16 protein-coding genes are annotated in these 20318 nt (G+C 70.7%); 7 read left to right on the forward strand and 9 right to left on the reverse strand.

The window, feature by feature from the left end; genetic code table 11:
• Positions 1-59: 59 nt before the first annotated feature.
• Both xylB and xylA read right to left on the reverse strand, forming a co-directional pair.
• On the reverse strand, positions 60-1493 hold the full coding sequence (gene xylB, locus VPH61_RS07045; protein WP_332062791.1) for a xylulokinase: 1434 nt from the start codon (positions 1491-1493) through the stop codon (positions 60-62).
• On the reverse strand, positions 1490-2680 hold the full coding sequence (gene xylA, locus VPH61_RS07050; protein WP_332062792.1) for a xylose isomerase: 1191 nt from the start codon (positions 2678-2680) through the stop codon (positions 1490-1492). The genes xylB and xylA overlap by 4 nt, the downstream gene beginning before the upstream one ends.
• A 114-nt stretch (positions 2681-2794) precedes the next feature.
• Here xylA and VPH61_RS07055 point away from each other — a divergent pair, with 114 nt between their 5' ends.
• A complete protein-coding gene (locus tag VPH61_RS07055; protein WP_332062793.1) occupies positions 2795-3826 on the forward strand; it encodes a LacI family DNA-binding transcriptional regulator in 1032 nt (343 codons plus the stop codon).
• A gap of 29 nt (positions 3827-3855) precedes the next feature.
• Here the strand turns inward: VPH61_RS07055 and VPH61_RS07060 are convergent, their stop codons facing one another.
• From VPH61_RS07060 to VPH61_RS07085, 6 genes are all read right to left on the reverse strand, one after another.
• Positions 3856-4575 carry a polysaccharide deacetylase family protein gene (locus tag VPH61_RS07060; RefSeq protein WP_332062794.1) on the reverse strand — a complete coding sequence of 240 codons (720 nt, stop codon included), beginning with the start codon at positions 4573-4575 and terminating at the stop codon, positions 3856-3858.
• Complete coding sequence (locus VPH61_RS07065; RefSeq protein WP_332062795.1) at positions 4572-6254, reverse strand: glycoside hydrolase family 43 protein; 1683 nt, start codon at positions 6252-6254, stop codon at positions 4572-4574. Before VPH61_RS07065 ends, VPH61_RS07060 begins: the two co-directional genes overlap by 4 nt.
• Positions 6251-8662: a beta-glucosidase family protein gene (locus VPH61_RS07070; RefSeq protein WP_442879068.1), complete on the reverse strand. Its 2412-nt coding sequence runs from the start codon at positions 8660-8662 to the stop codon at positions 6251-6253. Before VPH61_RS07070 ends, VPH61_RS07065 begins: the two co-directional genes overlap by 4 nt.
• Positions 8663-8727: 65 nt before the next feature.
• On the reverse strand, positions 8728-9597 hold the full coding sequence (locus VPH61_RS07075) for a carbohydrate ABC transporter permease (protein WP_332062797.1): 870 nt from the start codon (positions 9595-9597) through the stop codon (positions 8728-8730).
• Positions 9594-10631 carry a carbohydrate ABC transporter permease gene (locus VPH61_RS07080; protein ID WP_332062798.1) on the reverse strand — a complete coding sequence of 346 codons (1038 nt, stop codon included), beginning with the start codon at positions 10629-10631 and terminating at the stop codon, positions 9594-9596. The genes VPH61_RS07075 and VPH61_RS07080 overlap by 4 nt, the downstream gene beginning before the upstream one ends.
• Positions 10632-10643: 12 nt before the next feature.
• Positions 10644-11939: an extracellular solute-binding protein gene (locus VPH61_RS07085; protein ID WP_332062799.1), complete on the reverse strand. Its 1296-nt coding sequence runs from the start codon at positions 11937-11939 to the stop codon at positions 10644-10646.
• A 145-nt stretch (positions 11940-12084) separates the two neighbouring features.
• On the opposite strand from VPH61_RS07085, the gene VPH61_RS07090 reads away from it, so the two are divergent.
• From VPH61_RS07090 to VPH61_RS07100, 3 genes are all read left to right on the forward strand, one after another.
• Positions 12085-13251 (forward strand): ROK family transcriptional regulator, encoded by a 1167-nt coding sequence (locus VPH61_RS07090; protein ID WP_332062800.1) that lies wholly within the window; start codon positions 12085-12087, stop codon positions 13249-13251.
• A gap of 223 nt (positions 13252-13474) precedes the next feature.
• A complete protein-coding gene (locus tag VPH61_RS07095) occupies positions 13475-14761 on the forward strand; it encodes a multidrug effflux MFS transporter (protein ID WP_332062801.1) in 1287 nt (428 codons plus the stop codon).
• A gap of 75 nt (positions 14762-14836) precedes the next feature.
• Positions 14837-15523 carry a phosphatase PAP2 family protein gene (locus tag VPH61_RS07100; RefSeq protein ID WP_332062802.1) on the forward strand — a complete coding sequence of 229 codons (687 nt, stop codon included), beginning with the start codon at positions 14837-14839 and terminating at the stop codon, positions 15521-15523.
• A gap of 66 nt (positions 15524-15589) precedes the next feature.
• Here the strand turns inward: VPH61_RS07100 and VPH61_RS07105 are convergent, their stop codons facing one another.
• Complete coding sequence (locus VPH61_RS07105; protein ID WP_332062803.1) at positions 15590-16636, reverse strand: LacI family DNA-binding transcriptional regulator; 1047 nt, start codon at positions 16634-16636, stop codon at positions 15590-15592.
• 239 nt (positions 16637-16875) lie between these two features.
• Here VPH61_RS07105 and VPH61_RS07110 point away from each other — a divergent pair, with 239 nt between their 5' ends.
• The 3 genes from VPH61_RS07110 (at position 16876) to VPH61_RS07120 (ending at position 20231) form a co-directional block, all read left to right on the forward strand.
• Entirely contained in the window at positions 16876-18204 is a 1329-nt protein-coding gene (locus VPH61_RS07110) for an ABC transporter substrate-binding protein (RefSeq protein WP_332062804.1), read from the forward strand.
• 126 nt (positions 18205-18330) lie between these two features.
• Positions 18331-19284, forward strand: a complete 954-nt coding sequence (locus tag VPH61_RS07115) for a carbohydrate ABC transporter permease (RefSeq protein ID WP_332062805.1) — start codon at positions 18331-18333, stop codon at positions 19282-19284.
• A 41-nt stretch (positions 19285-19325) separates the two neighbouring features.
• The gene (locus tag VPH61_RS07120) at positions 19326-20231 is read left to right on the forward strand and encodes a carbohydrate ABC transporter permease (RefSeq protein ID WP_442879069.1); all 906 of its coding nucleotides are present in this window, start codon (positions 19326-19328) and stop codon (positions 20229-20231) included.
• Positions 20232-20318 lie beyond the last annotated feature (87 nt).

The following is a 20318-nucleotide window of genomic DNA, read 5'->3' on the forward strand; positions in this document are numbered from 1 at the left end:
CCCTTCGTCGTTGCTGCGGTTCGTGCGCTCGGCAGTGGTGCGTGCGCAGTGTGCGCGCGTCAGGCTCGCGAGTTCGCCAGGCGCGCTCGGGCGTACTGATCGCGGATCACGTCACGGGTGTCGCTCGCGAGCTCGGCGTCGATGTCGAGCGGCCATGACGGGCGTTCGCCCGTGAGCGCCCACCTCGCCTGCCGGGCGGCGCCGTCGGCGACGTACTCCCCGGGCGCCGGAACGACGATCGGAACGTCGAAGACCTGGGCTGCGATGCGCCGCACCGCCGGATTCTGCGCGGCGCCGCCGATGAGCAGCACGCGAGTCGCCTCGACGCCCTGCCCTCGCACGGCGTCGAGGCCGTCGGCGAGGCCGCACAGGAGGCCCTCGATCGAAGCGCGTGCGATCGACGCGCGGGTCGTGTTCGCGAACGTCAGGCCCGAGAACGAGGCGGTCGCCTCAGGGAGGTTCGGCGTGCGCTCGCCCGCGAAGTACGGCACGAGCACGGCGCCGGATGCCCCGGGCTCCGTCTCGAGCGCGAGCCGGCCGAGCTCCGCGTGGTCGACGCCGAGCAGGGCGGCCGTGGCATCGAGCACCGGTGCGGCGTTCAGGGTCGCGATGAGCGGCAGCCCACGGCCGCTCGCGTCGGCGAACCCCGCGACCGTGCCGGAGGGGTCGGCGATCGCGGCATCCGTCACGGCGAAGACCGTGCCGCTCGTGCCGATCGAGACCACCACGTCGCCCGCCGTTGCGTCAAGGCCGAGCGCGGCCGCTGCGTTGTCGCCGGCCCCGGCGCCCACGAGGATGCCGTCGGGCGTGCGCCCGGCGGCCTCGTTCGGTGCGAGGACGCGAGGCAGCACCGCGTCGTGCCCGAGCGCGAGGGCGAGCAGTTCCCGGTCGTAGCCGTTCGGCCCCCAGTACGCCGTGCCGCTCGCATCCGAACGATCGGTCGTGAGCTCGTCGAGCCGGGGCCCGAGCGGGGATTCGCCCACGGGCCCGTAGCCCCGCAGGCGCCAGGTCAGCCAGTCGTGGGGGAGGGCGACCGCTGCGACGCGAGCCGCGGCATCCGGTTCGGCGTCGCGCAGCCATCGAAGCTTGGTGGCCGTGAACGAGGCGACCGGCACGACGCCCGTGCGTCGCGCGTACTCGGCGGCACCGACCTCTGCGACGAGGTCCCGCGCCGCCTGAGCCGAACGCGTGTCGTTCCAGAGCAGGGCATCGCGGATGACCCGTCCCTCGTCGTCGAGCACGACCATGCCGTGCTGCTGGGCGGCGATCGAGATCGCCGCGACGTCGTCGAGCCCGCCCGCGTCGGCGAATGCCGAGAGCAGCGCACCCCACCATGCGGCGGGATCGACCTCGGTGCCGACCGGGTGGAGCGCGCGACCGGAGCGCACGAGCGCTCCGGTCGCGGCGTCCCGGATCACGACCTTGCAGGCCTGCGTCGACGAGTCGACCCCCGCGACGAGGGTCGGGCCGCCGGCTGCGGGAGGCAGGGTCACCGAGCGCCCAGGAGGTGCTCGGTGGCGAGCTGCTGCAGTCGCACGAAGCCGCCGCCCTTGCCGCCGAGGTAGGCGTCGGCGTCGAAGTCCTCGTAGGCCGAGCGGTCCGCGAGGAACTCGTCGTACGTCTCGCCCGCGTTCAGCGTGGGGGTGGACAGTTCGAACACCTTCGCAGCCTCGAGCGCTTCCTGCACCTCGGGGTCGGCGCGGAAGGCCGCGGCGCGCTCCTTCAGCAGCAGGTAGGTGCGCATGTTGGCCGCAGCCGACTCCCAGACGCCCTTCTCGTCTTCGGTGCGCGAGGGCTTGTAGTCGAAGTGGCGCGGGCCCTCGTAGGCCGGTACGCCGCCGGGGCCGCCGTTCTCGAGCAGGTCGACGAGCGCGAACGCGTTGTGCAGGTCGCCGTGGCCGAACACCAGGTCTTGGTCGTACTTGATGCCGCGCTGGCCGTTCAGGTCGATGTGGAAGAGCTTGCCGTGATACAGCGCCTGCGCGATGCCGGCGGCGAAGTTCAGGCCGGCCATCTGCTCGTGCCCGACCTCGGGGTTCAGGCCGACGAGCTCGGGGCGTTCGAGCGAGTCGATGAACGCGATCGCGTGGCCGAGGGTCGGCAGCAGGATGTCCCCGCGGGGCTCGTTCGGCTTCGGCTCGATCGCGAACTTGATGTCGTAGCCCTTGTCGGTGACGTAGTCGCCCAGCAGGTTCACGGCCTCGCGGTAGCGCTCGAGCGCCTGGCGGATGTCTTTCGCGGAGTCGTACTCCGCACCCTCGCGGCCGCCCCACATGACGAAGGTCTTGGCGCCGAGCTCGGCGCCGAGGTCGAGCTGGCGGAACACCTTGCGCAGGGCGTAGCGACGCACGTCACGATCGTTGGCGGTGAAGCCGCCGTCTTTGAAGACCGGTGCGCTGAACAGGTTCGTGGTCACCATCGGCACGATGAGGCCGGTCGAATCGAGCGCGCCCTTCAGCCGGTCGATCTGGTGCTGACGCTCGGCATCGGTCGACCCGAAGGCGAAGAGGTCGTCGTCGTGGAACGTGATGCCGTAGGCGCCGAGTTCCGAGAGCTTCTCGACGGAGTGCACGACGTCGAGCGGCTCGCGGGTGGGGCCGCCGAACGGGTCGGTGCCGTTGTACCCGACCGTCCAGAGGCCGAAGGAGAACTTGTCGTCACGGGAGGGCGCGGTGGCCATTGGTGATCCGCCTTTCAGCGTCGTCGATGATTTGTTGGCAGATACAACATAAACCGAGGGGCGCGCCTGCGCAAGTCCTCCACGGTCGCAACTTTCGCGATTATGATTCGAAACATGAAGACAGACATCACCGGCGACCGAGTCACGCTCGCCGAGATCGCCGAGGAGACCGGTTCGAGCCTCTCGACGATCTCCAAGGTGCTGAACGGCCGCGCCGACGTGTCGAAGGCGACGCGGGAGCGCATCGAGCACGCCCTGCACGAGCGCGGATACGTGCGCCGCGGCGCAGGCCGATCCGAATCGAGGCCCGAGCTGCTCGAACTCGTCTTCCACGGCCTCGACTCGATCTGGTCGATGGAGCTCATCGGGGGTGTCGAAGCCGTCGCGAAGGAGCACGGGCTGAGCGTCGTGCTGACCGTGAGCGGCGACCGACACGCGCCCGACCCCGATTGGATCGATGGCGTCATCCGTCGTCGCCCGGTCGGCGTCGTGCTCGTGTTCTCCGAGCTCTCGCCTGAGTATCGCGAACGACTCCGCGCCAGGGGCATCTCGTTCGTGATCGTCGACCCGGCCGGCGACCCGTCGCCCGACGTGCCGAGCGTCGGCTCGGCGAACTGGTCGGGCGGGCTCGCCGCGACCCGGCACCTGATCGAGCTCGGGCACCGACGCATCGCGACGATCACGGGCCCGGAGGACATGATGTGCTCGCTCGCGAGGCTCGACGGGTTCCGAAGTGCCATGAACTCGGCCGGGCTCCCGGTCGACCCGGCGTGGGTGCGCTTCGGCACCTTCGAGATCGCGGGCGGCCGCGACCGGGCGCGCGAGCTGCTGGCGCTGCCGGCCGAGCGCCGCCCGACCGCGATCTTCGCCGGCAGCGACATGCAGGCGCTCGGCACCCTCGACGCCGCGCGCGAGGCCGGGCTCGCCGTGCCGCACGACCTCTCGATCGTCGGCTACGACGACATCTCGCTGGCGCCGTGGGTGAGCCCGCCGCTGACCACGGTGCACCAACCGCTGCGGCGCATGGGCGAGGAGGCCGCGAGACTCGCCATCCGCCTGAGCGGCGAACAGCCCGCCGCCACCCCGCGCATGGACCTCGCGACGAACCTCGTGGTGCGTGAGAGCACGGCGCCGCCGGCCGCATAGGGGAGGCGCCGGCTCGGGATGCCGGCGGGTCATGCGCTCGGCGGGCGATCCGCCGGGTTCGCTGCCGCCTGGCCGCCTGGCCGGTTCGCGCCCGGCGGGGTGCCTTTCGGGAAGGTGAAGCTCCAGCCGTCGGCGAGACGCTCGGTCACGACCGCCTGTACCGCCGCGAGCGTGCCGGCCCGGTCGCCGCCGCCGTCGTGCGCGAGCACGATCTCGCCGGGCAGCATCGCGGCACGCAGGTTCGAGGTGAGAGTCGCGACGTCCTGGGTCTGCCAGTCGCCGATGGTATTCACGACGGCGAGGGGCTGCATGCCGAGCTCGACCGCGACCCGCTGCGTGGCGCCCCAGCTGCCGTTCGGCGCCCGCCAGAACGGCACCGGCTGGTCGGGGTCGCCGAGCGCCGCGCGGATGACCGCGAGGGTCGCGATGAGATCGGCCCGCACTCGCGCGGCCGACCACGAGCCCAGGTCGGCGTAGCCCGTCGAGTGGTTGCCGAGCACGTGGCCCTCAGCGACGATCCGCCGGAGGACCGCGGTGCCGCCCGGCGCGGTGATGTTCCGGCCGATGACGCAGAACACCGCCTTCACGTCGTGCTCGGCGAGGAAGTCGAGCAGCGCGGGCGTCATGCCGGGGTTCGGCCCGTCGTCGAAGGTGAGTGCGGCGACGTCGCCGGTGCCCTCGGCGAGGGCCACGGGCGCGGTGACGGGGTCGAGCGCCCCACCGCCGACGTCGGCATCATGCGGTCTCACGGGTGCACGAGGCTCAGCAGCTCGAAGTCGGCCCAGAGCGCGACCGCTGCGGCACGCTCGTCATTGGTGGCGGCGCCGGCGGCGCCGTCGTCGGATCCGCCGGGCCCGGCGACGACGAATGCTCCGCCGACGACGCCGGCGAATCCTCCGCCCTCGCTCGGGCTGAGCGGAATGAGGTCGGCGGAACCGACATCGATGCAGTGCCCCTCGTGCTCGAACCCGGCGGTCGCCCCGAAGCCGTCGACCTCGACGACGAGGCGGACGCGCCCCGCGGGCACCTCGCTGCGACCGAGCAGCCGGCGCTCGCCGTCGACGTGGAGCACGAGCTCCAGGGCGCGGCCGGTGGCACCGACGCGCACGCCGAGGGTCAGATGCCGGTGCTCGGAGTGCCGCAGCGCGAGGCCGGCGAGCAGGCCGGGCGGGGCGGCATCCGGCAACTCGACGACCGTCTCGAGCGTCGCCGCCGGCTGCTCGAGGCGGAAGCCCGCGAACGCGTGCGGCGCGAGTTCCGCGAGTCCGCCGGAGACGGCGTGCAGGCGAAGGTGCCCCGGCCGTTCACCGAGCCGCGCTCGCCTGATGCCCGCGGCCGTGCGCACCGTGACGAGCTCGGGATGCAGCGCGGGTCCGTCGAAGTCGTCGAAGAGGTGCCTCCCGCGGTGCGGCAGCGCGGCGGCCCACGGCACGTCGACGTCGTCGCGCAGGCGGCCATCGCCGGGAGCGAAGACCGGCCATCCGCCTTCGAAGGCCACGGGCACGAGCCAGGTCTCGCGGCCCTGCAGCGCGTCGGCGCGGGCCTCGTGCCCCTTGCCTCTCTCGTCGCCGACGGGAAGCCGCCGCGTCGCGAGCACGGTCGCCCACCATCCGCCGCGGCCGTCGTCGACGAGATCGGCGTGACCGACGTTCGCCACGCCGACCTCGCCGCCGAGATGGCGGTGGGTGAGCAGCGGGTTGGCCTTCGATCCCGTGAAGGGTCCTGTCGGGCCCGGACCGCGAGCGGCGCTGACGGCGTGATGGCGCTCGGTGCCGCCCTCGCTCGCGAGGAGCAGCACGGCGCCGGCATGGGTGTCGTCGCTGCCGCTCCTGCTGTCGCCGCCGCTGCCGAGCCGGTACAGGTGCGGCCCCTCGGCCCAGACGGCTCCCTCGACCGCACCGTGCCACACGACGTGCTCCTCGCCGACGAGCGCCATCGTCGTGAGGTCGAGCTCACGCACCCACACCTCGGTCTGCTCGGGCCAGTCGCCGGGGTCGGCGAGCCGGGTGCCGCACCACCAGGCACGGCCGTCGTCGTCGAAGAAGAGCGAGGGGTCGATACCCGGGGCGTCCTCGATCCACGCCGGGTCCGACCACGGGCCTGCCGAGTCGGTCGCGGTCACGACGAAGCTGCCCTGGCGGCCATCACCGCCGACGAGGGTGCACGCGACGAGGAAGCGGCCGTCGTGGTGGCGGATCGTTGGCGCGAACAGGCCGCCCGACGCCGGCACGCTCGACAGGTCGAGCTGCTCCTCACGGTGCACCGCGTGCCCCACGAGCTCCCACTCGACGAGATCGCGTGAGCGGTGCACCGGCAGGCCCGGGAAGTACTCGAACGTCGAGGTGACCACGAAGAACTCGTCGCCCACGCGGCAGATGCTCGGGTCCGGATGGAACCCCGGCAGCACCGGGTTGCGGGCACTGCTCACGGCGAATCGGTGCCGATGCGCTCGGTGCGGATCCGTTCGGCGGTCCAGACGGGGTGCAGCTCGCGCGTGTGATCGACCACGCGCACCGGCCCCGAGAGCTCGACCGTCGCCGTGAGGGGCAGATCGCCGCTCGAGCGTCCGAAGCCGAGCACGAGCGCTCCGGGCTCGACGATGCGGAGGCCCTCGCGCCCGGTGAACGCGGCGAGATCGGCGGGCACGTCGACGCCCAGTCGCACGGATGCCCCGGGCTGGAGCTCGACGCGCTGGAACCCGATGAGCCGCTGCAGCGGCCGTACGACCGAGGCCACCGGATCGTGCAGGTACAGCTGCACGATCTCGGCGCCCGCCCGACCCCCGGTGTTCTCGACCGTGAGCGACAGCCGGAGGCTGCCGTCGGTCGTCGTCTCCGCGACCTCGAGGTCGAGGTCGCTCCAGGCGAAGGACGCGTAGCCGAGCCCGTGCCCGAAGGGGTACTTCGCGGTCGGGTCGATGTTCGACACCTCGTTCTGCCGAGCGAGCGTCGACGCCAGGTAGGTCGACGGCTGCGCACCCGAGGTGGCCGGCACACTCACCGGCAGTCGCCCACTCGGGTTGACGCGGCCCGAGAGGATGCCGGCGAGGGCGCGGGTGCCCTCCTCGCCCGGGAAGAACGCCTGCACGATGCCGGCGGCGCGTTCGGGCGCCGAGCCGAGCATGTACGGGCGGCCCGCGAGCAGGCTGAGCACGGTCGGCGTGCCGGCGTCGAGCACGGCCTCGAGCAGGGCGCCCTGCGCGCCAGGCAGGTCGAGGGTCTCGGCGTCGCAGCCCTCGCCGCTCGTGCCGCGGCCGAAGAGGCCGGCCCGGTCGCCGAGCGCGAGCACCACGACATCGGCGGATGCCGCGCGCTCGACCGCCTCCGCGAAGCCGTCTGTCTCGCCGCCGTCGATCGAGGTTCCCGCCGTCAGGGTGATCTCGGTTTCGGGGAACTCCTCGCGCAGCGCCTCGACGAGCGTCGGCAGCTCGATGCCGAGGCCGCTCTCGGGGTGGTGCACGCCGACGTGGGTCGGGAACCCGTAGCAGCCGAGCACCGCGAGCGGGTCGTCGGCGGTCGGGCCGATGACCGCGATGCGCTTCGGTGCGGCGAGGGGCAGCGTGCCGTCGTTGCGGAGCAGCACGATCGCCCGCTCCGCGATCCGGCGCGCGAGGTCGCGGTTCTCGGGGGAGTCGAGGTCGACGGCACCCTTCGCCGCGGTTGCTGCGGCCGGCGCTGCCGGTTCGTCGAGCAGGCCGAGCTCGACCTTCTGCACGAGCACGCGGTGGAGCGCCCGGTCGATGACCGCTTCGTCGATGCGCCCGCCCCGGACCGCGGCGACGAGCGGTTCGCCGAAGGCGTGCACGGTCGGCAGCTCGACGTCGATGCCGGCCTCGAGCGCGGCCACCGCCGCGTCGCCGAGGTCGCCCGACGTGCCGTGCAGCGTCTGGAGGAAGGCGACCGAGAAGTAGTCGGCGACGACGGTGCCCTCGAAGCCCCAGGTGTCGCGCAGCAGCCCGGTGAGCAGCTCGCGGTCGGCGGCGGTGGGCACGCCGTCGAGGTCGGTGTAGGCGTTCATCACCGAACGCGGAACCGCCTCGCGCACGACCATCTCGAAGGGCGGCAGCAGCACGTCGGCGAGTTCCCTCGCGCCGACCGAGACGGGCGCGAGGTTGCGGCCGGCCCGCGACGCCGAGTAGCCGACGAAGTGCTTGAGCGTCGCCACGATGCCGGAGGCCTCGAGCCCGCGCACGTATGCCGTGCCGACGCTGCCCACCAGGTACGGGTCCTCGCCGATGGTCTCCTCGACCCGGCCCCAACGGGCGTCGCGCACGACGTCGAGCACCGGCGCGAGGCCCTGGTGCACGCCGACCGAGCGCATGTCGGCGCCGATGCGGCGGGCCATCTGCTCGATGAGCTCGGGATCGAACGTGGCCCCCCACGACAGCGGCACGGGGTAGGCGGTGGCTCCGTAGGCGGCGAAGCCGGCGAGGCACTCCTCGTGCACGAGCGCCGGGATGCCGAATCGGCTCGAGGCGACGATGCGTTCCTGCAGCCCGGCGAGCGACCGCGCCCCGAGTGCCGCATCGACCGGCGCGGTGCCGAAGGCGCGGGTGATCTGGCCGAGGCCCTGGGGCAGCAGCGCGTCGAGATCCACCGTTCCGGTCATCTCGTGCTGGTGCGGCGCCACGTCGGCGCCGTCGTCGGAGGCGCCGATCCAGATGCCGTAGAGCTGGGCGATCTTCTCCTCGAGGGTGAGCACGGCCATGAGGGCGACCGCCCGTTCGGCGGCGGGAAGCGATGGGTCGCGCCATGGGGCATCGGCGCCGGCCGCGGTGGAGGGCGGTTCGGTCGTGAGCGGCCCGGTCGTTTCGGGGCGGGTCGTGGTGTTCGTCATCGTGGCATCCGTGTTCGTGGTGTCGTTCGCGGGGTGAGTGGCGGCATCCGTCGTCATCGGTTCGGTCATCCCTTGACCGCTCCCGTGAGTCCGCCGACGATGCGGCGCTCGAAGATGCTGAAGAACACGAGCGCCGGAATCATCGACAGCGACGTGAACGCGAGCACCTTCGCCGTATCGACCGAGTATTGGGACGCGAACGCCTGCACGCCGAGCGGCAGGGTGAACGCGGCCTCGTTGTTCAGGATGAACAGGGGGAGGATGTAGCTGTTCCAGCTCGAGATGAACGCGAGGATGCCGACCGTGATCACGCCCGGCAGTGCCAGCGGCACCACCATCCGCCAGAAGAAGCCGAGGCGCGACGCTCCGTCGATCGAGGCCGCCTCCTCGATCTCGTCGGGGATGGCCCGCAGGAACGGCACGAGGATGATGATCGTCGTCGGCAGGGCGAACGCGATCTGCGGCAGGATGATGCCGCCGAGGGAGTTCATCAGGCCGAGGTTGCGTACGACGAGGTACAGCGGGGTGATCGCGACCGTCATCGGGAACATGAGGCCCGCCGCGAACATCGCGTAGAGCAGGCCGCGGGCCCTGAACCGGTAGCGCGCGAGCACGTAGCTCGCCATGAGCCCGAGCGCGACGACACCCACGGTGGTCACGACGGCCGCGACCGTGGAGTTCGCCACCTCGCCCCAGAACGTGGTGCTGACGAGTACGTCGGCGTAGTTCGTGAACACCCACGGCGAGGGCAGGGCCGACGGATCCGTCGTGATCTGCGAGTTCGTGCGGAAGCCGCCGATGATGATGTACGCGATCGGCGCGAGCATGAGCGAGATCACGACGATCCCGACGAAGTAGATGACGGGGCTGCCCCAGGGCAGCCTGCCGGTCTGGCGCGGCCGCGGGGGCCGGGGGAGGGCGATCGATGCGGTCATCGGTCAGTCCGTTCGGTGAGGGCTCCGGCGGTGTCGCGGCGGAGCACGTAGCGCTGGTAGACGAGGGCGACGACGAGCGAGATGAGGAAGAGCACGACGGCGACGGCGTTGCCGTAGCCGTAGTTGCCGGCGTTGCGTCCGTTCGCGACCATGTACGTCGCCATGGTCGAGGTGCCGGCCGTCGAGGAGACGTACTGGCCCCAGATGATGTAGACCAGGTCGAACAGCTGCAGCGAGCCGATGATCGACAGGAACGCCCAGATGCGCAGGGTCGGGCCGAGGAGCGGCAGCGTGATGCGGCGCTGGATCTGCCAGTAGGAGGCGCCGTCGATCTGCGCGGCCTCGGTGAGCTCCTGCGGGATGCCCTGGAGGCCCGCGAGGAAGAGGATCACGGCGAACCCGATGTACTTCCAGGTGATGATGCCGAGCAGCGTCCACATGGCGATGCCCGGGTCGGCGAGCCAGTCCTGGGTGAAGGCGCCGAGCCCGAGCTTCTCGAGGAGGCCGTTCAGGGCGCCCTCGCTCTGGAGCATGAGGCTCCAGCCGGTGCCGACGACGACCTCGGCGATCACGTACGGCGCGAAGATGAGCACACGGATCACGGACTGCCCGCGCATCGGACGGTTCAGGAGCAGGGCGAGCAGCAGGGCTGCGGGGCCCTGCAGCACGAGTGACATCACGACGATGATCGCGTTGTGCGCGACCGCCTCGTGGAAGGTGGGGTCCTGGAAGATCGTGACGTAGTTCTGCAGGCCGACGAAGTCGGTGGGCGGTCCGTACCCCTTCCAGCGGAAGAAGCCGTAGTAGCCGGCCATGGCCACCGGGAAGATGACGAAGGCCAGGAAGATGAGGAGCGCCGGGCCCACGAGCACGGCGATCTCGATGGTCTTGCGGAGGTCTCGGCGGGGGCGACGTCGGGGCGCGGGCGACGTCGCGACGGCCCGGCCGGCGGCCGGAGACGGCGTGCCGCCTCCGGCCGTGACGTCGTCCGCGTCGACTCGTCCCTCGACGGGCGAGTTGGTGCGAACGTTCATTCGACTTCGGCCTCAGCCCTTCTTGATCGCGTCGTCGACCGCGTCGACGATGCCCTGGGGCGAGCCCTGGCCGGCCAGCAGGTCGACCACGCCGACGTTCAGCGCGTTGCCGACGTTCTGGCCGAGGAGCGTGTCGAGCCAGACCGAGACGTACGGCGCCTCGTTCACGGCGGCGAGCACCTCCTGCAGGGCGGGGTCGGTCACGACGCTCTGGGCGTCCTTGTTGGCGGGCAGGGTGACGAACGCGTTCGCGTAGCCCTCCTGGTGCTCCTTCTGCGAGGCGAACTCGAGGAACTCGCCGCATTCCTTCGGTGCATCGACGAAGCACGAGAAGCCGTCGACGCCGCCCATGAGCGCGCCGGGTTCGCCGTCGCCGCCGTCGACCTCGGGGAAGGGGAACCAGCCGAGGTCGGGCAGGGGCTTCTCATCGGGGGTGAGCGAGGCGATCACTCCCGGATCCCAGGCGCCCATGAGTTCCATTGCGGCCTTGTGGTTGGCGACGAGACCGGCGGACGAGCCGGCGCCCTGCTGGGCGGTCGTGGTCAGGAAGCCCTGGTTGAAGGGCTCGATGCCCGCGAACTCCTCGAGGTCCTCACCGGCGCGCAGCCAGCACTCGTCGGTGAAGCTCGGGTCGTCGGTGAGGCCCGTGATGACGTCTTGGCCGCACTCGCGGAGCGCGAAGAAGTAGTACCAGTGGGCGGCGGGCCATGCATCCTTCGCGCCGAGGGCGATGGGATCGATGCCCGCGGCCTTCAGCTTGTCGACGGCCTCGCCGAGCTCGTCGAACGTGGTCGGCGTCTCGGTGATGCCGGCCTGGGCGAAGAGGTCCTTGCTGTAGTAGATGCCGCCGGGCAGCACCGAGGACGGCACGCCGTAGAGCTTGTCGTCGACCGTGAACGCCGAGAGGGCGCCTTCGCCGAGGGCGGTCTTCGTCTCGTCGGAGAGCGCGGAGCTGAGGTCTTGCGCCTGGCCGGCCTCGACGACGGCCGCGAGCTTGCCGCCGCCGCGCGCCATGAAGATGTCGGGGGCGTCGCCGGAGTTCAGGGCGGTCTGGAGCTTGCCGTCCATGTCCTCGTTCTGAATGGCCTGAATGTCGATCGTCACGCCCGGGTTCTCCTCCTCGAAGGCGGCTGCGGTCGCCTCCCAGTAGGCCTTGCCGTCGCCGGTCGTGGAGTTGTGCCAGAACGCCAGGGACACGTCCCCGTCGCCGGACTCCCCGCCGCCGGCGCTGCATCCCGCGAGCGCCCCGGCGGCAAGTGCTGCTGCGGCGCCGATGGCGGTGAACCTGCCGATGCGTCGTCTGTTCATCGTTGAACCTCTCGAAAGTTTCGGCCTCAACGCCGAAAGTGATCTGGACACCGGAACTCTAACCCCGGATCGGATTTGCCGTCAAGCGCAACAAATGGCGCGAGTCGGCCGCCTCCCCGCGGGCCGGGAACATAGAGTGGGCACCGTGGCAGACCGAACCGGCACGTTCGACGGCGTGCATCGTCGAAACCTCTCGAAACTTCTCGTGCTGGCGCATCTCGAAGGGCCGCTCTCGCGTGCGCGTCTGACGGCGGAGACCGGACTGAACCGCTCCACGGTCGCCTCCCTCGCCTCCGAGCTCGCCGACCTCGGTCTCGTCGAGGAACGGCCTCCCGACCCGACGAACCGAGTGGGGCGGCCGTCGCCGGTCGTCGCGGTGCACCCTTCGGTGCAGGCGATCGTGGTCAACCCCGAGGTCGACGCCGTGACCATCGCCGCGGTCGGGCTGAACGCCCGGATCGTCGTGCGCGAGCGCCTCGAGATGGATCACCTCGTGACGCCCGCGGAGACGGCCGACCTCGTGGCGGGCACCCTGGCGCGATGGCGTGCGACCGAGTTGCGAGACGCCCGCATCGTCGGCGTCGGACTTGCCGTTCCCGGCCAGGTGCGATCCGACGACGGGCTCGTGCGCTGGGCGCCGCACCTCGAGTGGACGGACGCGCCAGTGCGCGCGCTCGTCGAAGCGGCCACGGGCCTGCCCGCCGTTGTCGCGAACGACGCGAGCCTGGGCGCCCGGGCCGAGCACCTCTTCGGCGCCGGGCGCGGGGTCGACGACCTCGTCTATCTCAACGGCGGCGCGAGCGGTATCGGCGGCGGGCTCGTGGTCGGCGGCCGTCTCGTCGGCGGCACGCGCGGATACGCGGGGGAGTTCGGCCAGAATCGTCCGGGCATCGCGAGGCCCGACGATCGCCGCGTGCCCGACGGAGTGCTCGAAGACGAGGTGAGCCGCGCCCGCCTCCTGCAGGCCGTCGGGCTCACCCACGCCGACGAGCCGACGCTCGCGGCGGCGATCGCGGCTTCGGGCGATCGCGCCGTGGCCGAGGAGCTCGCCCGGCAGCAGCGGATCCTCGGGACTGCGCTGGGCAACGCCATCAACGTGCTGAACCCATCGCTCATCGTGCTCGGAGGCTTCCTTGCGACGCTCGCCGCGCACGATATGGACGCGTTGGAGGCGGCCGTCGCGGCGCAGTCGCTGCCAGTGGCGTGCGAAGGGCTCGACATCAGGGTCGCCGAGCTCGGCGAGAACCGGTTGCTGATCGGCGCCGCCGAACTCGCCTTCGCGCGGCTGCTGGCGGATCCGCTCGCGGACTAGGCCGACGCCCGCGGCTCCGCGACGAGGCTCGATGGGCGAAACCGAATGAGATTCGGGGTTGCCTCGAGGGTGGGGGCCTGGGCTACAATCGAAGATTGTCGAATCGATTCGAGCTGCGCGAAGGCCGAATCGCATCCACGTCGGAGTCCCACGGGGCGCCGCCTCCCCATCTCCCGGCGTCCGAGGGCGTGCGCCGCCGCATCCGATCACGCCTGGAACACGCATGTCCTCTACCAGCTCCATCCCGATCATCCGCCCCGACGACACGCGATCGACGCCCGTCGTCACGGTGCACCCGGGCGACCGACTGACGAGCAGGCAGCGACTCGTCTACGTGCTCGTGCTCGGCGCGCTCACCGCGCTCGGCCCGTTCACGATCGACCTGTACCTGCCGGCGTTCCCGGTGCTGCAGGACGAGCTCGGCGTCTCGGCGTCGGCCGTGCAGCTCACGCTCACGGGCACCATGATCGGGTTCGGCCTCGGCCAGCTCATCGTCGGGCCGTGGAGCGACAAGGTCGGCCGGCGCCTGCCGCTCATGCTCGCGACGGCGCTGCACATCGCGGCATCCCTCGCGGCCGCCTTCGCCCCCGACATCGTGTGGCTCTCGGTCTTCCGACTGCTGCAGGGCTTCGGCGCCGCCGCGGGCGGCGTGGTGGCGATGGCCATGGTGCGCGACCTCTTCGGCGGCAAGCCCCTCGTGCGCATGCTCTCGCGTCTCGCGCTCGTCAACGGCCTCGCGCCGGTGCTCGCGCCGGTCATCGGATCGCAGCTGCTGCAGGTCATGGACTGGCGCGGCATCTTCGTCGTGCTCGCGGTCTACGGCGCGGTCGTCGTCGCGGCGGTCGCGTTCTTCATCGTCGAGACGCTGCCGCCGTCGCGCCGAGGGGTCTCGGGCCACTCGACGCTGCGCGACCGCTACGCCGCGCTCTTCCGCGACCGCGTCTACGTCGGCGCCGCGCTCATCGGCGGCATGACGTTCACCGGGCTCTTCGGCTACCTCTCGACCTCGTCGTTCCTCTTCCAAGACCTCTACGCCTTCAATGCGCAGGAGTACGGCCTGCTCTTCGCCGTGAACTCGGTCGGCGTCATCATCGGCGTGCAGGTCAGCTCGCGGCTCATGCGCGGCTCGGTCGCGCCGCAGTGGATCCTCGCCGGAACCACGGTCGTGCACCTCGCAATGGCCGCGGCGATCATGGCGCTCGACGCCACGGGCGGCGGCTTCTGGGGCACGGCGATCCCGCTGTGGTTCTACATCCTCGCGTGCGGCTTCGCCTTCCCCGCGGTGCAGGTGCTCGCACTCGCCCACCACGGCGCGGAGGCCGGCACGGCGGCATCGCTCCTCGGCGCACTGAACTTCGGCCTCGCCGGCGCCATCTCGCCGCTCATCGGCCTCATGGGCGTCGGCAGCGCCGTGCCCATGGCGTTCGTGATGCTGCTCGCGGGCATCGTCGCGATCGCGGCCCTCTGGCTGCTCGTGCGCCCGAAGACGGTGCCGCCGCTGAGCGACTGACGGCGGGGGGCATCCGAGTCGAAATCTCCGGTGACCTGACGCGGATGCCGCAGGTCCGGCGATAGCGTGAGGGGCATGAGCCTCGAACCGGTGGAGACGTCAGATGCTCGGCCGAGGGTCGGGCGCCGCGTCGCGATCATCGCGGGAGTGTCGGCGCTCGTGGCCGCGGGCCTGCTCGGAATGCTCGTCACGGTGTCGTCGGGCGACAACCGGTTCGCCGTCGACCTGGCGTGGGCGGAGCTCATGGTGAGCCTGCGCACGCCGTTCGGCGAATGGTTCGCCTACCTCATGAACGCGGTGGGCGGCGGCGTCATCGGGGTGTTCATCGTGCCGATCGGAGCGGCGATCGTGCTGCTCGTCGTTCGGCGTCCGTGGGGCGCGCTGTACTTCATCGTGGCGTCGGCGGCGAGCGCCGGTGCGGTGCAGGTGCTGAAGCACTTCTTCGCGCGCGCGCGTCCAGAGGACATGATCGTGGTCTCCGACTTCGGGTCGTTCCCCTCGGGCCATGTCGCGAACGCGGCGACGATCGCGGTCGTCGTCGGAGTGATCGTGCCGCGCACGTGGGTGTGGGTGCTCGGCGCGGTCTACACCCTGCTCATGGCGTTCAGTCGCACCTACCTCGGCGCGCACTGGCTGACCGACACGCTCGGCGGCGCGCTCGCCGGCGCGGGTGTCGCGCTGCTGCTCTGGGCGGCGCTCGCCGTTCCGCTCGAACGCGAGCGCGTAGCGTGGCGTGGGCGCGGCCGCGCTGCGCTCACCTGAGTCGCGCACGGCCCGCCGCCCGCGCGCTGCAGCACCCGGTGCTACAGCACCCGGTGCGCGGCCGGCTCAGGCGTCGGCGACAGCGGATGCCGCGGCGGGCGCCGACTCCCGCTCGATGATGCGGAACTCGGCGAGCTGCAACGCCGGTCGCGGCGCATCGGCTGCGTCGAGGGTGGCTGCGGCGATGCGGGCGAGCAGGGTGTCGACGGCGGTGCGCGCGATCCAGCGCCGCCCGGGGTCGACGGTCGTGAGCGACGGGATCGAGTACTCGGCCTCGTCGAGGTCGTCGAAGCCGATGACCGAGACGTCGTGCGGCACGCGCAGGCCCGCCTCCTGCAGCACGCGCATGGCGCCGAGAGCGAGCGTGTCGTTGAGCCCGAAGACGGCGTCGAAGGGCGCCCCGTGCGCGAGCACGTCGCGCATCGCCTGGGCGCCGCCCGAGCGGTGCCACGGCGCGGTGTAGCCCACGAGGTCGGGGTCGAATTCGAGGCCGGCGGCGTCGAGCGCCTCGCGGTAGCCCTGCAGGCGGAAGCCGGCCGAGCCGATGACCTCGCCCTCGTGCGCGCCGACGACGGCGATGCGGCGCCGACCCGAGGCGATGAGGAACTCGGTCGCCGCGCGGGCGGCCTCGACGTTGCGCATGCTCACATGGTCGTGCTCGGGGTCGAAGACCCGTTCGCCGAGCAGCACGAGCGGGTAGGGCACGCGCAGCGCCGGGGCATCCGACTGCTCGATGCCCAGGGGGCTGAAGATGAGCCCGTCGGTCATCGTGAGTCGTGGGCTGCGCAGCACCTCGAGCTCGCGTGCGGGGTCGCCGCCGGTCTGCTCGACGAGCACGACGATGCCGGCCGCCTCGGCCGCGGCGATCACGGCGCCGGCGAGCTCGGCGAAGTAGGGGAGGCTGAGGTCGGGCACGGCGAGGGCGATGGCACCGGCGCGACCCGAGCGGAGGCTGCGAGCGGTGAGGTTCGGCTGGTAGCCGAGCTCTTCGATGGCCTGCTCGACCTTCGACTTCGTCGCCGGGCGGATGTGCGGGTAGTCGTTGATGACGTTCGACACCGTCTTGATCGACACCCCCGCCACGCGGGCGACGTCGTGCAGCGTCACAGCCATTCGTCCTCCTCGTTGCCGCAACACTACAACGTCACCCCACTCGTCTCGTCGCCTCGGCGCATGCGTCCCGGCTCCGCTTGACAAGCTGCGGGGGCACGTGCACAATGCCTCTACAACGTTTACTTTACAACGTTGGAAAGACTCGGACTCGACGCGGAGCACCCACTGTGCGCGGCGGAGACGAGCTATCTTCGCCAAGAGACAACGGTGTCCTCAACACCGCGAGAGGAAGCACAGCAATGAAGTCGAAGCTCCTTGCAGGGGCCGCAGCCACCGCCGTCGCGGCCGTGGCGCTCACGGGTTGCTCGGGCGGCGAGCCCGAAGCATCCTGCACCAACAAGATCCTCAACGCCGAGGCCACCCAGGTCAGCGTCTGGGCCTGGTACCCCGCGTTCGAAGAGGTCGTCGACCTCTTCAACGAATCCCACGACGACGTGCAGATCTGCTGGACGAACGCCGGCCAGGGCAATGACGAGTACACGAAGTTCTCGACGGCCATCGAGGCCGGCTCGGGCGCGCCCGACGTGATCATGCTCGAGTCAGAGGTGCTCTCGAGCTTCTCGATCCGCGACGCACTCGTCGACCTGACCGAGTACGGCGCCGACGACGTGGCGGCCGACTACACCGAGGGCGCCTGGAAGGATGTCTCGAGCGGCGACGCGGTCTACGCGATCCCCGTCGACGGCGGCCCCATGGGCATGCTCTACCGCCAGGACATCCTCGACCAGTACGGTATCGCCGTGCCGACCACGTGGGACGAGTTCGCTGCGGCGGCCCAGGCGCTGAAGGATGCCGGTGCGCCCGGCGTGCTCGCCGACTTCCCGACGAACGGCCGCGCCTACAACCAGGCGCTCTTCGCGCAGGCCGGTTCGGTGCCGTTCGAATATGACAACGCGAAGCCCACCGAGATCGGCATCGACGTGAACGACCAGGGCTCGAAGGACGTGCTCGCCTATTGGGAGGGCCTCGTCGACGCGGGCCTCGTCGCGACCGACGACGCCTTCACCGCCGACTACAACACGAAGCTCGTCGACGGCAGCTACGCGATCTACGTCGCGGCAGCGTGGGGCCCCGGCTACCTCGGCGGCCTCTCCGACGCCGACGCGGACGCGGTCTGGAAGGCCGCACCGGTTCCCCAGTGGGACCCGGCGAACCCGGTGCAGATCAACTGGGGCGGCTCGACCTTCGCGGTGACCAGCCAGTCGAAGAACCCTGAAGCTGCGGCCGTCGTGGCGAAGGAGGTCTTCGGCACCGAGGAGGCATGGAAGATCGGCATCGAACAGGCCGCGCTCTTCCCGCTGTGGAAGCCGATCCTCGAGTCCGACTACTTCCGCGACCTCGAGTACCCGTTCTTCGGCGGTCAGCAGATCAACAAGGACGTCTTCCTCCCCGCGGCCTCGGGCTACGCCGGCTTCACCTTCAGCCCGTTCCAGAACTACGCGTACGACCAGCTCACCGAGCAGCAGTTCGCGATGGTGCAGGGAGAGAAGGACTCGGCGACCGCGCTCGACGACCTGCAGTCCTCGCTCGAGAAGTACGCGACCGAGCAGGGCTTCACGCTCAAGTAACGGGCGGCGAGCGGATGCCTCGTGCCGGCGCTACATGCACGGGGCATCCGCTCCCTCCACCGCTGCGCACCACGCGTTGATCCACCACGAGACGAACCGATTCGAACTCGACGAAGAGAGCACCACATGACCACCCAGACCGAGACTGCGCCGCCGCCGGCCGCAGTCGGCCGATCCCGAGCCCGGCGAACAGGCGGATCGACGCTCGTCCGTCGCCGGCAGCGCTGGGGATGGCTCTTCGTCGTGCCGTTCCTCGTCGTCTTCGCGCTGCTCCTGATCTTCCCGCTCTTCTATGCCTTCGGCATGAGCCTGTTCACGTCGACGCTCGCGACGGGCACCGATTTCACGGGCCTCGCCAACTACGGCAAGGCGTTCACCGACCCGCTCTTCCTCGAAGGCATGGGCCGGGTGCTCGCGTTCGCGGTCGTGATGATCCCGACGCAGCTCATCGTCGCGCTCGCCGCGGCCCTCGTGCTCGACACCCTGACCACGCGGTTGTCGAAGCTCTCGCGGCTCTTCATCTTCGTGCCCTACGCGATCCCGGGTGTCATCGGCGCCCTCATGTGGAGCTTCCTCTACAGCCCGCGCTTCGGCCCGGGCGCCACGATCTTCGGCGCCTTCGGCCTGCCGACGCCCGAGTTCCTGGCACCCGACAGCATCTTCGGCAGCCTCGTGAACATCGTCACGTGGCAGTGGGCGGGATACTACATGGTCGTGATCTACGCGGCGCTCCGCTCGATCGATCCCTCGATCTACGAGGCCGCCCGCATCGACGGCGCCAACGGCTGGCAGACGGCCATCGGCATCAAGGTGCCGATGATCAGCTCGTCGATGGTCATGGTGATCATGTTCGCGCTCATCGGAACCCTGCAGTTCTTCACCGAGCCGGTGGTGCTGCGCAGCGTCGCCCAAGGTGCGATCGATGCGGCCTACACGCCGAACATGTACGCGTTCTCGCTCGCCTTCTCGTACAGCCAGTTCAACTACGCCTCGGCCATCGCGTTCTCGCTCGGCGCCCTCGTGTTCGCCGGCTCGTTCGTGTTCCTCTTCCTGACTCGCAAGCAGAGCGGACTGAAGTGATGTCGATCTCCTCCCCACGTATGGCGGGCGCCGCCGACCCGATGACCACGGCCACCGGGGTTCCCTCGCACGTCGACCGCGGCGTGCCGCGTCGCGGCCGTCGCGCCGGCCGCCGTCGCATCGGCTCGCACGTCTTCCTGGTCATCCTCGCGATCTACTTCATCGTGCCGATCTGGTGGCTCGTCGTCGCCTCGACGAAAGACACCTCGGGCCTCTTCTCGAGCCCGGCGTTCTGGTTCGACGGCAACCTCGCCTTCTTCGACAACATCGCCGAGCTCTTCACCCATCAGGGCGGCATCTACTGGCGCTGGCTCGGCAACTCGTTCCTGTACGCCTTCGCGGGCGGCATCGGCGCGACGATCCTCGCGGTGCTCGCCGGCTACGGCTTCGCGAAGTACGACTTCCGGGGGCGGAACGGCCTCTTCACCGTCATCCTCGGCTCGGTCATGGTGCCGCTCACGGCACTCGTCATCCCGACGTTCATGCTGCTGAGCCAGTACGGCATCATCAACACCCCGTGGGCCGTCATCCTGCCGAGCCTCCTGAGCCCGTTCGGCGTGTACCTCATGCGGGTCTACGCGCAGGACGCCGTTCCTGACGAGATGCTCGAGGCAGCGCGCATCGACGGCGCCGGCGAGCTCCGCACCTTCTTCCAGGTGGCGCTGCCGCTGCTGCGCCCGGCGATCGTCACGGTGCTGCTGCTCTCGGTCGTCGGCACCTGGAACAACTTCTTCCTGCCGCTCGCGGTGCTCACCGACCCGAACCTGCTGCCGGTCACGGTCGGCCTGAACCGCTGGACGGCGCTCTCGAACGCGGGCGCCGGCGGCGAGCAGGTCTGGAACCTGATCACGACGGGCGCCTTCATCTCGGTGCTGCCGCTGATCCTCTCCTTCCTGTTCCTGCAGCGGTACTGGCAGGGCGGATTGTCGCTCGGCAGCATCAAGTGATCGAGCGGATGCCGCGGCATCCGCTCGCCTGAGACCACGACTTCGGCCGTCTCGGCCGGCTCTTCGAACCACACACAGAAAGCACCG

It is taken from the genome of Agromyces sp. CCNWLW203 (assembly GCF_036576125.1).
GTDB lineage: Bacteria > Actinomycetota > Actinomycetes > Actinomycetales > Microbacteriaceae > Agromyces.

What these genes read in the sequence shown, in the direction of transcription:
- VPH61_RS07100 (WP_332062802.1), top strand. Translation starts at nt 14,837, where the DNA reads ATGAGCCTCGAACCGGTGGAGACGTCAGATGCTCGGCCGAGGGTCGGG.
- VPH61_RS07070 (WP_442879068.1), bottom strand. Translation starts at nt 8,662, where the DNA reads ATGACGAACACCACGACCCGCCCCGAAACGACCGGGCCGCTCACGACC.
- VPH61_RS07110 (WP_332062804.1), top strand. Translation starts at nt 16,876, where the DNA reads ATGAAGTCGAAGCTCCTTGCAGGGGCCGCAGCCACCGCCGTCGCGGCC.
- VPH61_RS07115 (WP_332062805.1), top strand. Translation starts at nt 18,331, where the DNA reads ATGACCACCCAGACCGAGACTGCGCCGCCGCCGGCCGCAGTCGGCCGA.
- VPH61_RS07075 (WP_332062797.1), bottom strand. Translation starts at nt 9,597, where the DNA reads ATGACCGCATCGATCGCCCTCCCCCGGCCCCCGCGGCCGCGCCAGACC.
- xylA (WP_332062792.1), bottom strand. Translation starts at nt 2,680, where the DNA reads ATGGCCACCGCGCCCTCCCGTGACGACAAGTTCTCCTTCGGCCTCTGG.
- VPH61_RS07055 (WP_332062793.1), top strand. Translation starts at nt 2,795, where the DNA reads ATGAAGACAGACATCACCGGCGACCGAGTCACGCTCGCCGAGATCGCC.
- VPH61_RS07120 (WP_442879069.1), top strand. Translation starts at nt 19,326, where the DNA reads ATGACCACGGCCACCGGGGTTCCCTCGCACGTCGACCGCGGCGTGCCG.
- VPH61_RS07105 (WP_332062803.1), bottom strand. Translation starts at nt 16,636, where the DNA reads ATGGCTGTGACGCTGCACGACGTCGCCCGCGTGGCGGGGGTGTCGATC.
- VPH61_RS07085 (WP_332062799.1), bottom strand. Translation starts at nt 11,939, where the DNA reads ATGAACAGACGACGCATCGGCAGGTTCACCGCCATCGGCGCCGCAGCA.
- VPH61_RS07095 (WP_332062801.1), top strand. Translation starts at nt 13,475, where the DNA reads ATGTCCTCTACCAGCTCCATCCCGATCATCCGCCCCGACGACACGCGA.
- VPH61_RS07080 (WP_332062798.1), bottom strand. Translation starts at nt 10,631, where the DNA reads ATGAACGTTCGCACCAACTCGCCCGTCGAGGGACGAGTCGACGCGGAC.